The organism is Ruegeria sp. N7 (assembly GCF_056531345.1).
In genome coordinates this window covers 63,196-80,540 of the sequence record NZ_JBQFLR010000012.1, presented here as the reverse complement: position 1 = coordinate 80,540, position 17,345 = coordinate 63,196, and the positions used below count along the sequence as shown (strand labels likewise).

The 17,345-nt window shown below is 59.1% G+C and carries 10 protein-coding genes; 5 read left to right on the top strand and 5 right to left on the bottom strand.

The features are described from left to right. Nucleotides 1-14 precede the first annotated feature (14 nt). Together pbpC and ACR0ES_RS13985 are read right to left on the bottom strand one after the other, a co-directional pair. A complete protein-coding gene (gene pbpC / locus ACR0ES_RS13990) occupies nt 15-2,072 on the bottom strand; it encodes a penicillin-binding protein 1C (RefSeq protein ID WP_480871059.1) in 2,058 nt (685 codons plus the stop codon). A 36-nt stretch (nt 2,073-2,108) separates the two neighbouring features. Further along, nucleotides 2,109-7,535 carry an alpha-2-macroglobulin family protein gene (locus ACR0ES_RS13985; RefSeq protein ID WP_480871057.1) on the bottom strand — a complete coding sequence of 1,809 codons (5,427 nt, stop codon included), beginning with the start codon at nt 7,533-7,535 and terminating at the stop codon, nt 2,109-2,111. A 115-nt stretch (nt 7,536-7,650) separates the two neighbouring features. Here ACR0ES_RS13985 and ACR0ES_RS13980 point away from each other — a divergent pair, with 115 nt between their 5' ends. Further along, the gene (locus tag ACR0ES_RS13980; RefSeq protein ID WP_480772992.1) at nt 7,651-9,909 is read left to right on the top strand and encodes a response regulator; all 2,259 of its coding nucleotides are present in this window, start codon (nt 7,651-7,653) and stop codon (nt 9,907-9,909) included. Nucleotides 9,910-9,956: 47 nt separating this feature from the next. Here ACR0ES_RS13980 and yaaA read toward each other — a convergent pair whose 3' ends face one another. The 3 genes from yaaA to ACR0ES_RS13965 form a co-directional block, all read right to left on the bottom strand. Continuing rightward, nucleotides 9,957-10,727 (bottom strand): peroxide stress protein YaaA, encoded by a 771-nt coding sequence (gene yaaA / locus ACR0ES_RS13975; protein ID WP_480546900.1) that lies wholly within the window; start codon nt 10,725-10,727, stop codon nt 9,957-9,959. Between the two features lie 32 nt (nt 10,728-10,759). Next, complete coding sequence (gene recQ / locus ACR0ES_RS13970; RefSeq protein ID WP_480772991.1) at nt 10,760-12,799, bottom strand: DNA helicase RecQ; 2,040 nt, start codon at nt 12,797-12,799, stop codon at nt 10,760-10,762. A 78-nt stretch (nt 12,800-12,877) separates the two neighbouring features. Then, nucleotides 12,878-13,165, bottom strand: a complete 288-nt coding sequence (locus tag ACR0ES_RS13965) for a YggT family protein (RefSeq protein ID WP_170382138.1) — start codon at nt 13,163-13,165, stop codon at nt 12,878-12,880. A 129-nt stretch (nt 13,166-13,294) separates the two neighbouring features. On the opposite strand from ACR0ES_RS13965, the gene ACR0ES_RS13960 reads away from it, so the two are divergent. The 4 genes from ACR0ES_RS13960 to ACR0ES_RS13945 all read left to right on the top strand — a co-directional run bounded on the left by ACR0ES_RS13960 (nt 13,295) and on the right by ACR0ES_RS13945 (nt 17,115). Next, nucleotides 13,295-14,662, top strand: coding sequence for an MFS transporter (locus ACR0ES_RS13960; protein ID WP_209598483.1), 1,368 nt, complete (start codon nt 13,295-13,297; stop codon nt 14,660-14,662). Continuing rightward, nucleotides 14,659-15,522: a penicillin-insensitive murein endopeptidase gene (gene mepA / locus ACR0ES_RS13955; protein WP_480871056.1), complete on the top strand. Its 864-nt coding sequence runs from the start codon at nt 14,659-14,661 to the stop codon at nt 15,520-15,522. The genes ACR0ES_RS13960 and mepA overlap by 4 nt, the downstream gene beginning before the upstream one ends. Further along, on the top strand, nt 15,495-16,379 hold the full coding sequence (locus tag ACR0ES_RS13950; protein ID WP_480538468.1) for an esterase-like activity of phytase family protein: 885 nt from the start codon (nt 15,495-15,497) through the stop codon (nt 16,377-16,379). Before mepA ends, ACR0ES_RS13950 begins: the two co-directional genes overlap by 28 nt. 91 nt (nt 16,380-16,470) lie before the next feature. Further along, nucleotides 16,471-17,115 (top strand): queuosine precursor transporter, encoded by a 645-nt coding sequence (locus ACR0ES_RS13945; RefSeq protein WP_480871054.1) that lies wholly within the window; start codon nt 16,471-16,473, stop codon nt 17,113-17,115. Nucleotides 17,116-17,345: the final 230 nt, after the last annotated feature.

Here is a 17,345-nt window from a genome sequence, read left to right as displayed (position 1 = left end):
CCCATTGCTGTTCTTTAACGGGAACCGGGCGCGCTCTGGTCGATCCGGAACGAGGCCCGGTCGGATTGACCCTGTGCATCCACCACCACAAGTGAGGTAAATCCGGGTCCGGGATTGGGAATTTCGAATTCTCGCTGCCGTTGCCCGGTCAAGACAGGCACGCCGTTGGTCAGAACGGAAAACGGCCCGACACCACCGCGTAGTTTCACCGTCAGAGGGCTCCCGAAAGTCTCTAACACAGCGTTTTCTGGCGGAAACAACAGATCAGGTGCGGTTTGGTCCGTTTCGAAAGCCGCCGCGCGGGGCCGGAAACGTTGCAACGGTTGTGGCAATTGCGCCGCGCCAACCAACAGTGTTGATGGCGGCGGTGGGCGCAGGGGCGTGAGTTCGGGTTTCAACAGGCCGAAAGCCTCGGTCAGAAGCGGCGCGGCAACGTCCCCTCCGAATGCGCCGGGAACAGGTGTGCCATCCGCGCGTCCCAGCCAGACCCCGATGACATGCTGCCCGTCAAAGCCAATGGCCCAGGCATCGCGGTGCCCATAAGAGGTTCCCGTTTTGAAGGCCAGCGCCCCTGAAGTGCTGCCCGTGGGTGGTGTGATCCCGGATAGAATATCCGCAATCTGCCATGCTGAGGTTTCGGACAAAACACGAGAGGTGAGCCGTGCATCAGCCAAGGCGTCATGGCGCAGAATCGGGCCTTGCCCACCAGCGGCCAGCGTCACGTAGATCTGTACAAGATCATGCAGGCTCAGCCCGACGCCACCCAAGGATATTGCCAATCCGGGTGTACCACTGCTCAGGCGCGGTTCTGATCCTGCTGTCCGCAGTGCTGCCATCACGCGCGCAGGGCCCAGCTCGTGCGTCAGGCGCACGACAGGGATATTCAGCGACAATTGCAGCGCGTCCCGAACCCTTACATCGCCTCGGAAAACGCCATCGAAGTTTCGCGGGGCGTAACGCCCGAACATCACCGGGCTGTCGCTGATCAGGGTTTCCGGATGGGCCAGCCCCTGATCGAATGCCAGCCCGTAAACCAGAGGTTTCAGCGTCGATCCGGGCGACCGCACGGCTTGGGTCATATCCACGAACCCTTGTCGTGCATCCTGATACCCGGCTGACCCGACCGAGGCCAAAATCTTACCGTCGCGATGATCTGCCACGATCAGCGCACCGGACACGCGCGGCCCGATGCGCGCGGCGGCCCGAGCGACCACAGTTTCCAACCGGGCTTGCACCCCTGCATCCAGGGTCAGATCAAATACACCGGTTGCACGGGTTTGGCCTTTCACGCGGTCGGTCAGATGGGGTGCAAGGCGCGGAAACGGGATCATTCGATCAGGAATGGTTTCCGTCAGGGCAGCGTGCATTTCAGCCTTGGTCAATACGCCGTAGCGCTCCAACCTGCGCAAAATCCGATCACGGGCAATTTGGGCTGCCTCGGGTCTGCGATCCGGGCGCCGCGCCTCCGGGGATTGCGGCAAAGCGACCAGCAGGGCCGCCTGTGCGGCGGTCAAACGGGTTGCTTCTTTGCCGAACCAGGCGCGGGCACCGGCACGGATACCTTCCAGATTGCCGCCATAGGGGGCATGGGTCAGGTAGAGGTTCAGGATCTGTGTCTTGCTCCGCTGCCGTTCCAGCGCCAATGCGACCCTAATCTGGCGAAATTTGCCACTCCAACGCCCGGTCGATCCATCTTCGATCAGCCGCGCGACCTGCATGGTCAGGGTTGACCCGCCTGAAACAGCGCGCCCGCTCCAAAGGCTTTGCCCGGCTGCGCGCAGCAACGCGACAGGGTCCACGCCCGCGTGGGTCCAGAAACGTTTATCTTCGTACCGGATCAGCATAGCGGTGAAATTGGGATCGACCGCACCGGGTTGCAGCCTCCAGATGCCATCTGCAATCGGGAACACGCGCAGAAGGTCACCGTTACGATCCCGTATCTCGACCGAAGTTTCAGTCAGAACAGGCGGCAGCACTGTGGCGTCGACCCAGCGGTCAACGCCATCCCGCGCCAATGCCGCCAGATAGAGAGCGCCGGCCAACGCAAATAACAGGCGCGGCACCCTAGGCATGAGCGCCGCCCAAACAAGGATATGAACGATGGCCGGTCACTGCACCTCGACCCGTCCCGTCGCCGTTCGTGCGCGGTTCTGGGGGCGATACATATCTTCGACCGAGGCCGCCGGATGGTGGAACACGCCCGGTGTGACGGCACGGGCGACATAAGCCAGCGTCACGGTCTGGCGTCCAGACAGGTCAACCGCAGCCAGGAACCTGTCCAATCGGAACTCGGTATGCGTGGCATCAGACAGATCCAACCAGTCCAGCGACCGTACATCGCCCGATCGCAGCAGGTTCGGGTTGTCGATCTCGATCCCGGCGGCAAGAGGATCGTCTACCATCAGACGCGCCCCACCGTTTTCAAACGGCGTGACCGTCAGAACCGTGACGAACCGGTCCCCCACGGCAAAGCGGCCTGCGTCAATCAGATCGCCGTCCATCGAATAATACTGCCGTTCGATTGCATAGCCGGTGCCACCAGCCCCTGGCGGATCCTCGGGGATTCCGGTCACCGTCAGGGTGATATCGGTTGCGTGACCGTCGGTCGCAGTGATGTTGACCTCTTCCGCCTGCCCGGATTGCAGAACCTGAACAAAGGGGCCGGAAACTGACACGCCGTTGACCGTCAAGCCGGACCCGGAAGGGTCTGACACCAGCGCGTGCGCCGCCAACAGGGACCACGCGGCCTCTTGTGTGGACAGGGGCGTTCGGCCCGTGCTTACCCGTTGGATCAATGCGTTGCGGTCAATCGCCTCGCTGCCTGCATCTACGGCCAGGGTCAGCAGGCCCGCCGCATCCCGCAGGCGGGTGCCGTAATCCGCGCGCCAGTGGTTTTCCTGATCGTTCGGCTCCTGTTGCAGCATCCGCGCCGCACGGGCGAACATCGCGTCTGCGCGGGTCTGGTCCCCGTACGACGCCAGCGCAGCGCCCAGTTGTGCGGCGGCCAACGGCGTGTCGAAAGCATCCCCTTTGACATCCGCATAATAGCGCAGATCGCCCATCGCCGCCGCGCCTTCCCGCGCCAGAACCATCAGGGCATAGGCAATATCCTGACCACCTTCGTCGAAGTCCGGCGCATAGTTGACCCGATTGCGCAGGTTATCCATGGCCTGCGCAAAAGCCCGATTCGGCACCGGGTTCCCCTGCGCACGAGCGCGCGACAGGAAATCGGTCACATAGGCGTCCAGCCAGAAATCACCGCTGCCTGCGCGCCACAGGCCAAAGGCACCGTTTGCAGCCTGACGAGTCAGAATGCTTTGGATCGAATCCGTGATGCGCTGATCCACCTCCGGGCCATTCCCCAGCCCCGAGGCCTGCGCGACGGATGACAGGTAAAGCAGCGGCAGTGCCTTGCTGGTGATCTGTTCGGTGCAGCCATAGGGGTAATGGTTCAGCTGATCCAGCAGGCCTGGCGTGTCAAATTTGGCCAACGCTCCGGCTGACAGAATGGCCTTGGCCGAGCCAGGTTGAAACCCATCAAAAACATCCTGCGAAAACAGAAAGCTGTCCCCCGCACCCAGCGCAAAGCGCCGCGTCCGGGCAATTACGGGATCGTTGGCCCGCACCGGCATCCGTAGGGTTTGCGACAGATCGCGCCCGTCTGGTGTGGTGATGGAAACGCTGATCTCTGGATCGCCAATAACATGGGCCGTTACAGGGATGTCGAACACCGCTTTGCCACCATCCTCCAGCTGAAAGCGTGCCGGTACCGGGCCCAGTTCCAGTCCACCGGTGGTGGTCAGGCCAAGCGCCATGTCTCCGGATGCGCCATCCGCATGGACAATCTCAAGCCGCATCCGGCTTTGATCGCCGGGGGCCAGAAACCGCGGCAGGCTGGCGGTAACCACCACCGGATCGCGGACGAGCATGTCAGCCTCGGCCTGACCGACGGCTTTTTGTGACCACGCGATGGCCATCAGGCGGACTGTACCATTGAAGGCTGGCAGGGGGATGTCGACCTCAACCTTTCCATCCGCACCGACCTGAACCGGGCCACTGAACACCGCCATCAGATCTTGCGTCGGTGGCGGGGATTGGCGGCGCATCCCGTTGTCATTGTCGCCGCCAGAGCGAACCGTACCCATCGCTCCGTTCATGCCGTCGATCAGCCGGCCGTAAACATCACGCAGGTCCACACCCAGCCGACGTTGCCCGAAATAGTACTCTTGCGGGTTTGGGCTTTCGAACCCCGTCAGGTTGAGGATGCCCACATCCACTGCGGCAAGGGTCAGCCACACTGGATCATCGCTTATAAAATTTTCGACCCTAACAAGGGCCTTCTGTGTTTGACGGGGCGAGGTTACCTCGGGCACCTCAATGGCAACTGACAGCGTGCGATCCGCGGGATCAATGGCAGCATAGGAGACGCCCATGGCGCGTGCCGGGTTCTGACCGGCCGCAACATCCATCGGTCGGATCACTGTGGCCGTGACATAGGCACCTGCACCCCAATCTTCTGTCACCTCTATCGGGATAACTGTCTCGCCCTCCTTTACGGCAACCATCTGGCGATGGATCAGGCGGTTCGAAAGCACCTCGATCTGGGCGATACCTGCCATGCGCGGAACGATGCGCAGCTGTGCGGTTTCCCCGGCGCGATAGCTGTCGCGATCCAGCGACATCTCAAGCCGGTCAGGCGTGGTCGAAGCATCTGCGGCCTGATACCAGCCTGCGTGGAAATCGACAGCGGTTTCCGTAAAGGTGCCATCAATACGTTGGACCACCAGTTCATAACGGCCCCAGTCCACGGGCTGGGACAACGCCAAAGGATCAGTAGCGACGTCAATCTCTCCGGTGGCAACGCGAGTGCGTCTGGTTGTCGGTTCCCAATTCCAGTTTCCGTAAAGCTGATACCATTGATACCGCGTTTCGATCTTGTTCAGCGTCCAGCGCAGGCGCATCGGGCTGGGGCTCAGGTCGGGTGCAAGGCCAATGATCTGAAACGCTGCCTCGGTACCTTCGGGGAGTACGTCCTCGAACAGGGGTTTGACACCGATCACAGGTTGCGGCGGCAGGACAGGAACGCTCAGGCGACGTTCAACAGGGCGGCCTGAGCCGTCAGCCAGTCGCGCAATAACCTCGGCTTCAATTGGTTTCCCTTCCGTCTCTAACACAGGGATTTCAACGGCAATAGATGCTTTGCCGTTTGCATCTGTGCGCATGTCACCAAAATAGGTGCTTTTGATCGATGTCTCGGCGTCATAGCGGCCAAAGCGATACCCGTCGTAGCCCGGCACTGTGTCCGCCGGGCGTGCGATAACCTGACCGTCGATGCTCAGGTCGGACCCCGGCGCACCAAACAAATAGCGCGCGTCGATCGAAAGCGGAGGGCTGTCGCCGGGACGCAGGGGCGCGTCCGGCAGGTTTAGCTCAAAATCTATACGTTCCGGCAGGAAGTCTTCTACCAGCACTGTTTGTCGCGCCAGCGCATCGCCTTTGGGATCAGACCTGATCTCGATCCGCCAAGCGCCGCGTGGTGCATCCTCCGCAACAGGCAGGGCAAAGATATGTCCCCCGGCGACGCCGCCATCCGAGACGGTTCGGCGGTATTCCACGCCGTCAGGGCGATACAGGATCGCAATCAGGGGCAGGCCCTCGATAGCCTGCGCCTCACCATCGCGCGACAAGGCGGTGAGGTGGATCACCTCTCCGGCTCGATAAGCGCCGCGATCCGTGGCTAGAAAAACATCAACCGGCCCCGCAGGTGCACGCCCTTCAACACCACGATCTGACAGGTCAAAGGCAGGATCGGTCAGGGATAGAAAGCTGAAGTCGCTGTCCCCGGTCGATGCCATCACCAGCGCGGGCGCACTGGCACCCTTGCCCCGTGTCAGGCCGGGATCGAACCGGACATAACCTGATTCATCCGTTCGCGCTTGGGCGATGACCGCATTTGCGCTTGTGACCAGTGAAACCTCGACACCTTCACGGGGTGCCGCGTCGCTCAACCCGCGCACCGTGACGTGCAATCCATCGGTGCCAAGCACGCTGCTGATCCCAAGATCGGACAGAACAAACCATTGCGTCGCGCCCGGGTCGTCATAGGGATCAGCCCCCGGAACACGGGCGGTCAGCGCATAAATGCCAGCGGGCTGATCCGCGATCGCCTCGGCCATGGGCAGGCGCGCCGCCATGGTCTGGTTCAGTTCGTTGGCCACTTCGGCGGTACCGGTCCAGATATCCTCGGCAATTTCATCGGAAAATTCTGCTTCCTGCCATTCACTGAGCGGACGACCGAAGAAATCCTGCTGAACCGCGCGCAACAGGTTCCGGTCGCTGACCCTCCGCAGGATCAGGTTCAGCTCGGTGACGTTGACCGTTTCAACGGGCAACGCAGCATCAGCGGATTTCGGCAGAACGTAGCTGCGCCCGGGAAACCGGACCAAAGGCGCCCGGTCGCGCACGTAATGGGTAAGCTCAACATTGCGGTTCAGCGCCTCGCCCGAGGCGGAGGGCAAGCCTTCGCGTAGCGTCAGGCGATAGCGCTGACCATGGGCGACACCGCCAACGCACAGCTGCCTGCCCTCAGCCTGTACCACCAACCCGTCATCGTTGCGCTGGACAAACGGATCATAGTCGACCCCCGCCTTGACCAACGGTTCCGAAAACTCGACGCAGATCCGCGGCGCGGCGGCGTCGCTTTCGACAGAACTGTCGACCACGCGAAACCCGTATTTCCCGATGGCATCATTCAGTGCGGCCAGTACATCCTCGCGCGGTTGGATTTGCTCGGCCAGCCGCAGCACCGGGATCATATCGCGCCCACGCTCGACCTCCTCCAGGGCGCGGGCCAATGTCATCAGGGCGGCAATCTGCGTGCCGGGAGCGTCCGCGCGCAGATAGCCATTGGTTGCGGCATTCAGCGCACGGTTGCGCAGGTTGCGCCTTTCACTCCAGTCCGAAGAGTTTGTCTGCAACAACAGGCGCGCGTATTCCACCCACAGATCAGGCGCATCGCTGAGCGATACGGCCACACCAGTCCAATTCATCACCTGCCGCGGGCTGCTCGCGCTGCGCGCCGCGTCCAGAACAGCCTGCAGGTCGTTACCCTGTGCCATATGCAAAAAGCCCAGATCGCGTGCCTGATCTGCGGCCTGCTTCAGGTCAGCAGTACCAAGTACATTCAACGCATTTGCGCGCGTTTTTGCCAATGTTTGGATCTGATCTGGAGTAAGCACCTTCTGAGCAGACACAGCCCCCTGATAGGTCTCTTGCCGGTTTACACCGCTTTTTGGAAAACAGGCATTGGATCGGGTGTTGTAGGTGAACGCGGTGCAAAGTGTATTGGCGGAACAAGCCTGAATGCAGGACTTCAGATCGGTATCGAAAAGGGCGTCCAGATCCGAGCCATAAAAATCTGCGTCCCGTGTCGTGATGTAGCGGAAATCAGGCACTGCATCTTGCGCCTGGGTGGCGCCGGGCAGGACCAAAAGTGAAAAGACGTAAGTTATTGAAATAAAAACAAAGCGGCGCATGGTGCCCTCCTCTTTGGGCACAGCGTTGCATGGTGTACGCCTGTTGTGCAACGGCTTAAACAGTTTTTCATCTTCCATCGGGATGCTGGGAGCAGAGCGTTCTGGAATCAATCAAATGAGTCTTGCACATAAATTGGCACAGGAACGGCGCGCGCGTTTGGCAGCTGAACGGATGCTGGCCCTGAAACAGGCCGAGCTTTCGGCAGCCAATCGCAAACTGGGTCAACATGCCATGGCGTTGACCAAACGAATTGGCGAAACGCAGGCTGAGGTTGAAACCGTTCGGGATGAAAACGAAAAGGTCAAATCCGATCTCTGCGTGGCCAACGCCAAGATCGAGGTTGCCGAACGCCGTTTGTGGCACTCGATTCAGACAATTCAGGACGGATTTGCCTTTTTTGACGGTGACAACCGGCTGATCGGCGCAAACACCGCGTATCTGAGCGTTTTTGAAGGCCTGGACGAGGTCGCGCCGGGGATATCATACCCGCGTATTCTGCATTTGCTGACGTCAGAAGGTATTGTCGATATCGGGGATGAATCTGCGGAAGACTGGCAGGACAGAATGCTGGCCCGCTGGAGCCGCGCCAACCCGCCACCAATCGTCATGCAGCTTTGGAACGGTCACTATATCCGCCTGATCGACCAGCGCGGCAGCGGTGGCGATATGGTGAGCCTTGCTCTCAACATCACGGCGTCGGTCCGGCACGAAATCGAGCTTAAGGCGGCGCGCGAGAGGGCCGAAGCAGCAAACCGGGCCAAGTCGGCCTTTCTGGCCAATATGAGCCATGAAATCCGCACCCCGATGAACGGCATCGTTGGCATGTCCGAATTGCTGGACGAGACACCGTTGGACGAAGAGCAGCGGCTATACGTCAACACGATCCGCAATTCGGGTGAGGCGTTGCTGGTCATCATCAACGACGTTCTGGACTATTCCAAGATTGAGGCGGACAAGCTGACTCTGCACCCCGAACAGTTCGATCTTGAACGTTGCATTCTTGAAGTTGCGATGCTGCTACAGCCCAGCGTGCGCGATAAGGGGCTGACATTGCTGGTGGATTACGACTTGTTCTTGCCAACCCTTTTTGTGGGCGATCCTGGTCGGATACGGCAGGTTCTGACCAATCTGGTCGGCAACGCCGTCAAGTTCACCTCCGAAGGCTACGTGCTGGTCCGGGTGACAGGGGTGCCCAACCCGGATGTGCAGATCTGCGACATCCATATCGCGATTGAAGACACCGGAATTGGCATCGACGCCGAGAAAATCGATCACATATTTGGCGAGTTCAATCAGGTCGAAGACGAGCGCAACCGCCAGTTTGAAGGCACCGGGCTTGGCCTTGCCATCACCAAGCGGCTGATCACCTTGATGGGCGGCTCGGTCTGGGTTGAAAGCGAACCGGAACAGGGATCCTGTTTCGGTTTTCGCGTGACACTGCCCACGGTAGAAGGCCCGCAACCCGAGCCTCCGAACCTGGCGGATTGTTTGAAACATGTCCTACTGGTCGAAGATCTTGCCGTGAACCGGGCCATTCTTGCCAAACAGCTTGGGCGACTGGGGGCTGAGGTGACGGTTTGCACGTCGGGGACCGAGGCGCTGTCACAGATGAATGATCAGATTGATTTGGTTCTTTGTGACCACGATCTGCCGGATATGGATGGCCTGGATCTTGCGGTCGCGCTCAGGGATCGCGGGTGGGGTGACATTCCGGTGGTCGTGATGTCTGCAAGCCCCGGTTTGATTCACGCGCATCCTGCCCGTGACCTGATCGACGGTGTCTTGCAGAAACCCATCCCTCGATCCGAGTTGTATGGCAGGTTGATGGCCCTCGACGGCTCATCGTTGGAAAGAGGCCCTTTGGATATGGGTAAAACAGTCTCTAAAAAGAGAGATTCTGAATCTGCGCACCCCCGACGCATGAGGGTTCTTGCCGCCGAGGACAACCGCACCAACCAATTGATCCTGAAGAAGATGGTCAAGGATCTGAATATCGATCTTCGCTTTGCCTCCAATGGGATTGAAGCGGTTGAGATCTATCAGGCGTTCGAGCCAGATCTGATCTTCATGGATATTTCAATGCCGAAGATGGACGGCAAACAAGCAACAGCGGAAATTCGCGGGCTTGAGGTTGCAACCGGTCGTCACGTTCCTATCGTTGCCCTGACGGCCCATGCCATGGCGGGGGATGATCAGGGTATTCTGTCAGCCGGCTTGGACCACTACCTGACCAAACCGCTACACAAGAACCGAATTCACCAGATGATCCTGCAACACCAACCCGATTGCGTCTGCTCGGTCGCAGACACCATGCCCAGTGTCAAAATCCGGCGTGAGCGGGGCGAAAACCCAAATCCGACCTCGTCGGGCTGACACTTCAGGCGTTTGCCATCGGGATGCAAGTTCAAGTGATCTGGGTTTCAGGCCGCATAAGGTCTGACGAAAACGGGCTTATCCGCTTCCGACAGATCAGGGCGGTATTCATAGCCGCCACTGTCGAAATCCAGCAGTCCCTTAGGGTCGGTCAAGCGGTGTTGGATGACATACCGCGCCATGGCACCGCGCGCCTTTTTGGCAAAAAAGCTCACAATCTTTGGGGTGCCGCCCTTATCTTCCATGAAGACCGGTGTGATGACGCGCAGGTTCAGGGCATTCAAATCCACCGCACCAAAATACTCCTGACTGGCACAATTCACCAGAATGTTGCTGTTAATCTCGGCACCTTGTGCATTCAGTGCCTTACTCAGCTGATCGCGCCAGTATTCGTAAAGGTTCTTCCCTCTTCGGGTTTTCAGTTTGCTGCCCATCTCAAGCCGGTAGGGCTGTATCGCATCGAGTGGTCGCAACACACCATAAAGGCCGGAAAGGATGCGCAAGTGGTCTTGCGCCCATGACAGCTCGTCTTCGTCCAGCGATGCAGCTTCAAGTCCTTGATATGTGTCGCCAGCAAAAGCAAGCGCAGCCGGGCGTGTGGCCTTGGCGTCGGGTGCATCCGAAAAAGCGCGATACCGGTCGCGGTTCAGGCGTGCCAGATCGTCGCTCAGGTCCATCAGCTTTTTCAGATCACCCAGCGTCAGGTTGCGGGCGGTTTTGGACAGCCGGATTGCATCATCCTGAAAATCGGGCTGCGTAACCCCTACACTCCGCTCGGCCCAGTCCAGCCGTTTGGCCGGGGAAATCACGATCAGCATATCCGCCCTCTTTCTTGCCTGTTTTGGGGTATCTAGCCCGCCTCTCGCAGTACGTCCAGAAAAGCGGCGCCAAACCTTTCGTGACGTCGATCACCCAGCACCTGTGCAATTCCACGGGGATCATCGGGGCGCAGTTGTGCAACCTTTGCCAATTGTGAGGCCGAGCAGGTCAGGGGCTTGTCGATCCCGTCCGGTCCGCGCGACAGCAAGGACTGAACTTCCATCAAGCGGTCGTAAATCTCACCCTGATTGCGGCCAGCCAGTTTTCGGCGCGCCGGATGAACGCTTTTTACCGCCCCTGCGATCACTTCAAGGAACGTGTCGCCATAGCGTTCCAGCTTTTTGGCCCCAACACCGCCGATCCGGGCCATTTCGTCCAGCGTTACAGGGCGCTTTTCCGCCATCTCGATAAGCGTGCGGTCGGGAAAGATGACATAGGCCGGAACACGTGCAGCTTCGGACAGGGCACGGCGTTTGGCCTTGAGCGCAGACAGCAGCGGAGCGTCTTCTTCGGATACCATAGCCTTGACCGCAGGCCGACGTACCGCATTGCGCAGCGTATCCTTGCGCAGGTTTATCTTTGCCTCGCCTTTCAAAATTGGTTTGGCCGCCTCGGTCATGCGCAATGCGCCGTGACGTTCAGGGTCTGGGCGCACCAGATCGTGGCCCATCATCTGGCGGAAAACGGCCTGCCATTGCGGGCGCGTCCAATCTTTGCCGATGCCAAATGTGGACAAATCCTCATGGCGGCGGGCGCGGATTTTGTCGGTCTCGTTTCCCAGAAGGATGTCGATCAAATGGCCTGTCCCGAACCATTCCTCGGTCCGAAGGATCGCAGACAGGGCCATACGCACCGGAGTTGTGCCGTCGAAAACTTCGGGCGGGCTGTCGCACAGATCGCATTTGCCGCAGCGTGCTGTGGCCTCGCCAAAGTAACCCAACAATGTCTGGCGGCGGCATTCCAAGGCCTCGGCCAGACCCAGCAAGGCATTCAGGCGCGCATGATCGGCCATGCGCCGCTCGGGCGGCGCTAGACCCTCGTCAATCTGTGATCGCCGCAGGCGAATGTCATCGGGGCCAAACAGGGTCAGCGTTTCGGCCGGGCCGCCATCGCGTCCGGCGCGCCCGATTTCCTGATAATAGGCTTCGATCGATTTGGGCAGGTCCGCATGGGCGACCCAACGGATATCGGGTTTGTCGATGCCCATGCCAAAAGCCACGGTTGCGACCACGATCAACCCGTCCTCGCGCGCGAAACGGGTTTCGACAATGCGGCGATCTTCGGGGTCCATCCCGCCGTGATAGTGGCAAGCCGAGTGCCCCTCGGCGCGCAGGGCCTGAGCAATCACCTCGGTTTTATTTCTGGTGCCGCAGTAAACGATACCGGACTGGCCTTTGCGCGCATCTGCGAAATCAAGGATCTGCTTGCGCGGTCCGTCCTTTGCGGCGAAAGCCAGATGAATGTTAGGCCGGTCAAATCCGCGCAGAAATTTGCGTGGCTCAATGCCATCGAACAGTTTTTCGACAATCTCATCCTGCGTTTCGGCGTCCGCCGTGGCGGTAAACGCGGCCAGCGGAACCTTCAGGGCGCGCCGCAACTCTCCGATCCGCAGGTAATCAGGGCGAAAGTCATGCCCCCATTGACTGACACAATGGGCTTCGTCCACGGCGATCAGGCTGACGTTGATCCGACGGAGCATCCCAAGCGCCGACCCGGCAGCCAGACGTTCGGGTGCCATGTAAAGCAGCTTTAGCCGCCCGTCTTCCAGCGCGTCCCAGACGGCCTCGGTTTCCTCGGGCGTGTTGCCGGATGTCAGCGCACCGGCCTCGACCCCGGCCTCTTGCAGCCCCCGCACCTGATCACGCATCAGGGCAATGAGCGGAGATATAACGACCGTCACGCCATCGCGGAGCAGTGCAGGGAGTTGAAAGCAAAGAGACTTCCCGCCACCTGTGGGCATGATCGCCAGCACGTTTTCACCTGCCGTCACGGCGTCGACAATCTCTTCCTGCCCGGGGCGGAAGGCGTCGAATCCAAAGACATCTCGCAGCAAGGGTGCGGCGTCGAACATATGCGGGGGTGCCCTGTTTTAAGGTTTATCTGCTCTTAAGACAGGACAATCACATACTAAGATTCAGTGAACAAGTGGTCAGTAGAAATAGGGCGCGTTGTTGATAAGGATGATCCGCAAGGCATAGACGCCGATCAGCACCACCAGCGGGGTCAAATCCAACCCACCCATATTGGGTAGAACGCGGCGGATCGGCCCGTAAATAGGCTCTAATATCCGATTTAATCCGTACCAGATTTGTGCAACCAGTTGTTGGTGGAGGTTGAGCACCTGAAAGTTGATCAGCCAGCTCATGATCACATGGGCCAGAATGATGAACCAGACAATGTCCAGGATCAGCAGCAGGATTTGGATCAGCGACAGCATGGGATCTCCGTTTTCTTGTTGGACGAGACCTAAGCACCCTTTCAGCAAAGAGCAAGTAGGCTGAACTCTGCGCTTGCGAATTGCCCCAAAGCCCCGTCTTATGACCGCAACAAGAAAACAGGGGCAGAAATGGCAGAAATATCCAAGCGCAGGCGTATCTGGGGCTGGTGGTTCTTCGATTGGGCCAGTCAGCCCTATCACACTCTTTTGGTCACGTTCGTGTTCGGCCCTTACTTCGCGGGCGTCGCTGCGGAATATTATCTGGCATCCGGCCTGGACGCGGGGTCTGCGGATGCACAGGCGCAGGTGGTCTGGGCCAACTGCATGACCATAGTTGGTTTGATTATTGCCTTCGGTGCACCGCTGATGGGGGCGATGGCCGATGTGTCTGGTCGGCGCATCCCCTGGATATTCGCCTTTTCCGTGATGTACGCAGTAGGTTCCGGCGCGCTTTGGTACACGATGCCCGATGGCTCGAACATGTGGTTGATGCTGTCTGCCTTCGGTCTGGGTTTCATCGGCGCGGAATACGCCCTGATCTTCATCAATTCCCAACTGCCCGATCTGGGTGACGACAGCGAAGTGGGCGAAATCTCCGGCTCGGGCTTTGCTTTTGGCTATTTCGGCGGCCTGATCTCGCTGGCGATCATGCTTGCGCTGTTTGTGGAGCAGGCCAACGGCAAAACGCTGATCGGGATGGACCCCTTGTTTGGGCTGGATGCGTCGCAACAGCAGGGTACGCGCTTTGTTGGGCCGTTTACCGCCGGATGGTTCATTCTGTTCATGGTGCCCTACTTCCTTTGGGTCCATGACGACGAAACGACAAACAAAAAGGGCAGCGTTGCCGAGGCGCTGCGGCTGTTGGCAAAATCAGTGTCTAACCTGCGCCATCGCACCAGTTTGGCCAGTTACCTGGGCTCATCCATGTTCTATCGGGATGCGCTGAATGGGCTTTACAGTTTTGGCGGCGTCTATGCCCGGCTAGTGTTGGAATGGGACCTGATCAAGATCGGTGTTTTCGGCATCGTCAGCGTTCTGGCTGCAGCGGCATTTTCCTGGGTGGGCGGCAAGCTGGACAAGAAATATGGTCCCAAGCCCGTGATTATCGTTGCGATCTGGGTGTTGATCCTTGTCTGCATCACCATCGTTTCAATGGACCGGTCCCAGATATTCGGTATCGCCATGTCCGAAGGGTCGGGCTTGCCGGATATGGTTTTCTTTGGTTGCGGTATCCTGATCGGAGGCATGGGCGGCATCCTGCAATCCTGTAGCCGGTCGATGATGGTCCGGCATACGGACCCGGCAACCCCCGTCGAAAGCTTTGGCCTTTATGGTCTGTCGGGTCGTGCCACCGCCTTTGCTGCGCCACTTCTGATCGGGATCGCCACCACGGTGACAGGAAGTGCTCGTCTGGGGGTGTCACCCATCGTTCTGTTGTTTATTCTGGGTCTATTCCTGATGCGCTGGGTGAGACCGGAAGGGGATCAGAGCAGATGATTTTAAAACGTTTTTTGGTAATTTTGGCGGCGCTTGCTATTGCTGGCACTGCGACGGCAGAACCGCTGGCAAAGCAGTTGTTCGGGGCGCAGAAACAAGGTTCACAGCAAAAACCGGCCGCTTTCGGCAGTTATTCGCGCGGATGTGCTGCGGGGGCAGTTCAACTGCCTGAAACGGGGCCTACATGGCAAGCTATGCGCCTGTCGCGCAATCGCAACTGGGGGCATCCGCAGACGATCGATTACGTGCAGGACCTCAGCAGATTTGCAGCCAGTCAACCGGGATGGAACGGTCTCTATATAGGGGATATCAGCCAGCCACGCGGCGGGCCGATGACCTCGGGCCATCGCAGCCATCAGCTGGGGCTGGACATCGATATCTGGATGTTGCCGGGCGAAAACATGCGCCTGAGCCGCAAGTCGCGCGAAAACATCTCGTCTATCTCGCTTCGTCGTTCCAATGGCGCTTACGTCAACGGAAACTGGACTAAGCAGCATCATGCGCTGTTGCGCGAAGCGGCAAAAGACAAACGCGTCGCCCGGATTTTCGTGTTTCCTGGGGCCAAGGTTCAGATGTGCGATGACGAAAAAGGCAATCGAGCCTATCTGCGGAAAATCAGGCCCTGGTGGGGGCATCACTATCATTTCCACGTGCGCCTGAACTGCCCCAGAGGGTCAAAGGGTTGCGTGAATCAAGACCCACCCCCCAAAGGCGATGGCTGCGCCGAGGCCCGGCAATGGGTGCAAAACATCTTGAACCCGCCGCCACCCGATCCCAATGCACCGCCGCCGAAGAAACGCCGGGAATACGTTCTGGCAGACTTGCCGCAACAATGCTCCGCCGTTTTGCAATCCAACTGAGTGTAGCGCTGTTTCTTGCCCCGGTGGCCGCCGCGCTGGATGTGAAATCTGCGGTCCACCTGGACAGTTTCGTTTGGCGGCATCCAGCAAGTTGGTTTGGCGGATTTTCAGCGCTTCATATCTCGGACGACGGAGGCCAAATGATTGCGCTTAGCGACCGGGCGCGGATCGTGACCGCGCGAATTGAGCGGCGCGAAGGCCAGATCGCGGATATTCACGTTCTTGGTCAATGGCCGGTGCTGTCCAGCAATGGGCATATCATGAAAGGCGGCGTCGGCGATTCCGAAGGCATCGCGGTGACGCCGGATGGCGGGATATTCATCTCGTTCGAAGGGGTGCATCGTGTCGCCTATTACCCTACACCGGGCTCAAGCGCGCGTGTGTTACCTCGCCCGAATGCGTTTCGGGACCTTGCCGACAATGGTTCTTTCGAAGCTCTGGCCATTGATGGGCGCGGCTGGCTTTACACTTTGCCGGAAAAGAACCGCACCGCTAAAGGGGACATTCCGGTTTACCGTTGGAATGGCGGCACATGGTCGACCCCGTTTGTTCTGCCACAGCGCAGCGGCTTTAAACCCGTTGCCGCGGATTTCGGTCCCGATGGACGGTTCTACGTTTTGGAACGCAAGGTATCCTTGGTCGGTTTTCGATCGCGACTGCGGCGATGGGACGTGGTAGACGAGAAACCAGGCACCGAGGAAACCCTGTTCGAAACCGGAACGGGCGCGCATGACAACCTCGAAGGATTGTCGGTCTGGCGCGACGGGCAGGGCCGGTTGCGCGCCACGATGATTTCAGATGACAACTTTCTGGCGTTGCAGCGGACCGAACTTGTGGAGTACCTGCTGCCCGATTGACAGGGCGCAGGCAAAGGTCTAAAGGCACGGCTTGCCTTGGGACGGTCCCTTGGCCAAGTCGCCGCTACCTTGTCAAAACGGGCATCAAAACATGCAACGTAACTTCATTCCCGGCATTATTGCCATGGCCACCATTGTTGTGGCCTCGAACATTCTGGTCCAGTTCCTGATCCTTGACGGGCTGCTGACATGGGGTGCTTTCACCTATCCGCTGGCCTTTCTGGTTACCGACATCATGAACCGCGTCTATGGCGTGGGTCCGGCCCGTAAGGTCGTGTTTGCTGGATTTGTCACCGGTGTTATCTGTTCGCTGATCGGCAGCCAGATCATGTTGCAGGGTGACGGGTTCACCTATGCTGCTGTACCGCTGCGCATCGCCGTTGCATCGGGAACCGCCTTCCTGATCGCGCAACTGACGGATGTCACCGTGTTCAATTCCCTGCGCGGTGGTCGCTGGTGGCGTGCACCGCTGGTGTCGACGCTGGTGGGGTCGGCACTGGATACCACGATCTTCTTCACCCTCGCCTTTTCGGCTTCGGTCACCTTCTTCGGCGCCAATGCTGACGCCGCAATCAACTGGGCGTGGGAACCTGTTCCGTTCATGCTGTCCGGCCCGATGGCACCACTTTGGGTGACGCTGGCTTTTGCGGACTGGTTGGTGAAGCTTTCACTGGCGCTGATCGCCCTGATCCCGTTCAAGGTGATCGTTGCGCGGCTGACTGTGCAGCCTGTGTAAAAAAACGCTTTGAGAATGGCACAACTTGTGGCACGCTTCTTTTCAACCGCAACAGATAGAAAAGGAGGTGATCCAGTGTCAAGAAAGAGATTGGAGAGAGGTGTCGGAACAACCGGGGGGATCGCCCGTTAGGGCAGCCCTTGGCGGAGCGCTCGCTCCGGCTGGTCGATTGATCTAACCGACCCGACCTCCTGAACTTTCGAAGGGCCGTCCCGCTGGGGCGGCCCTTT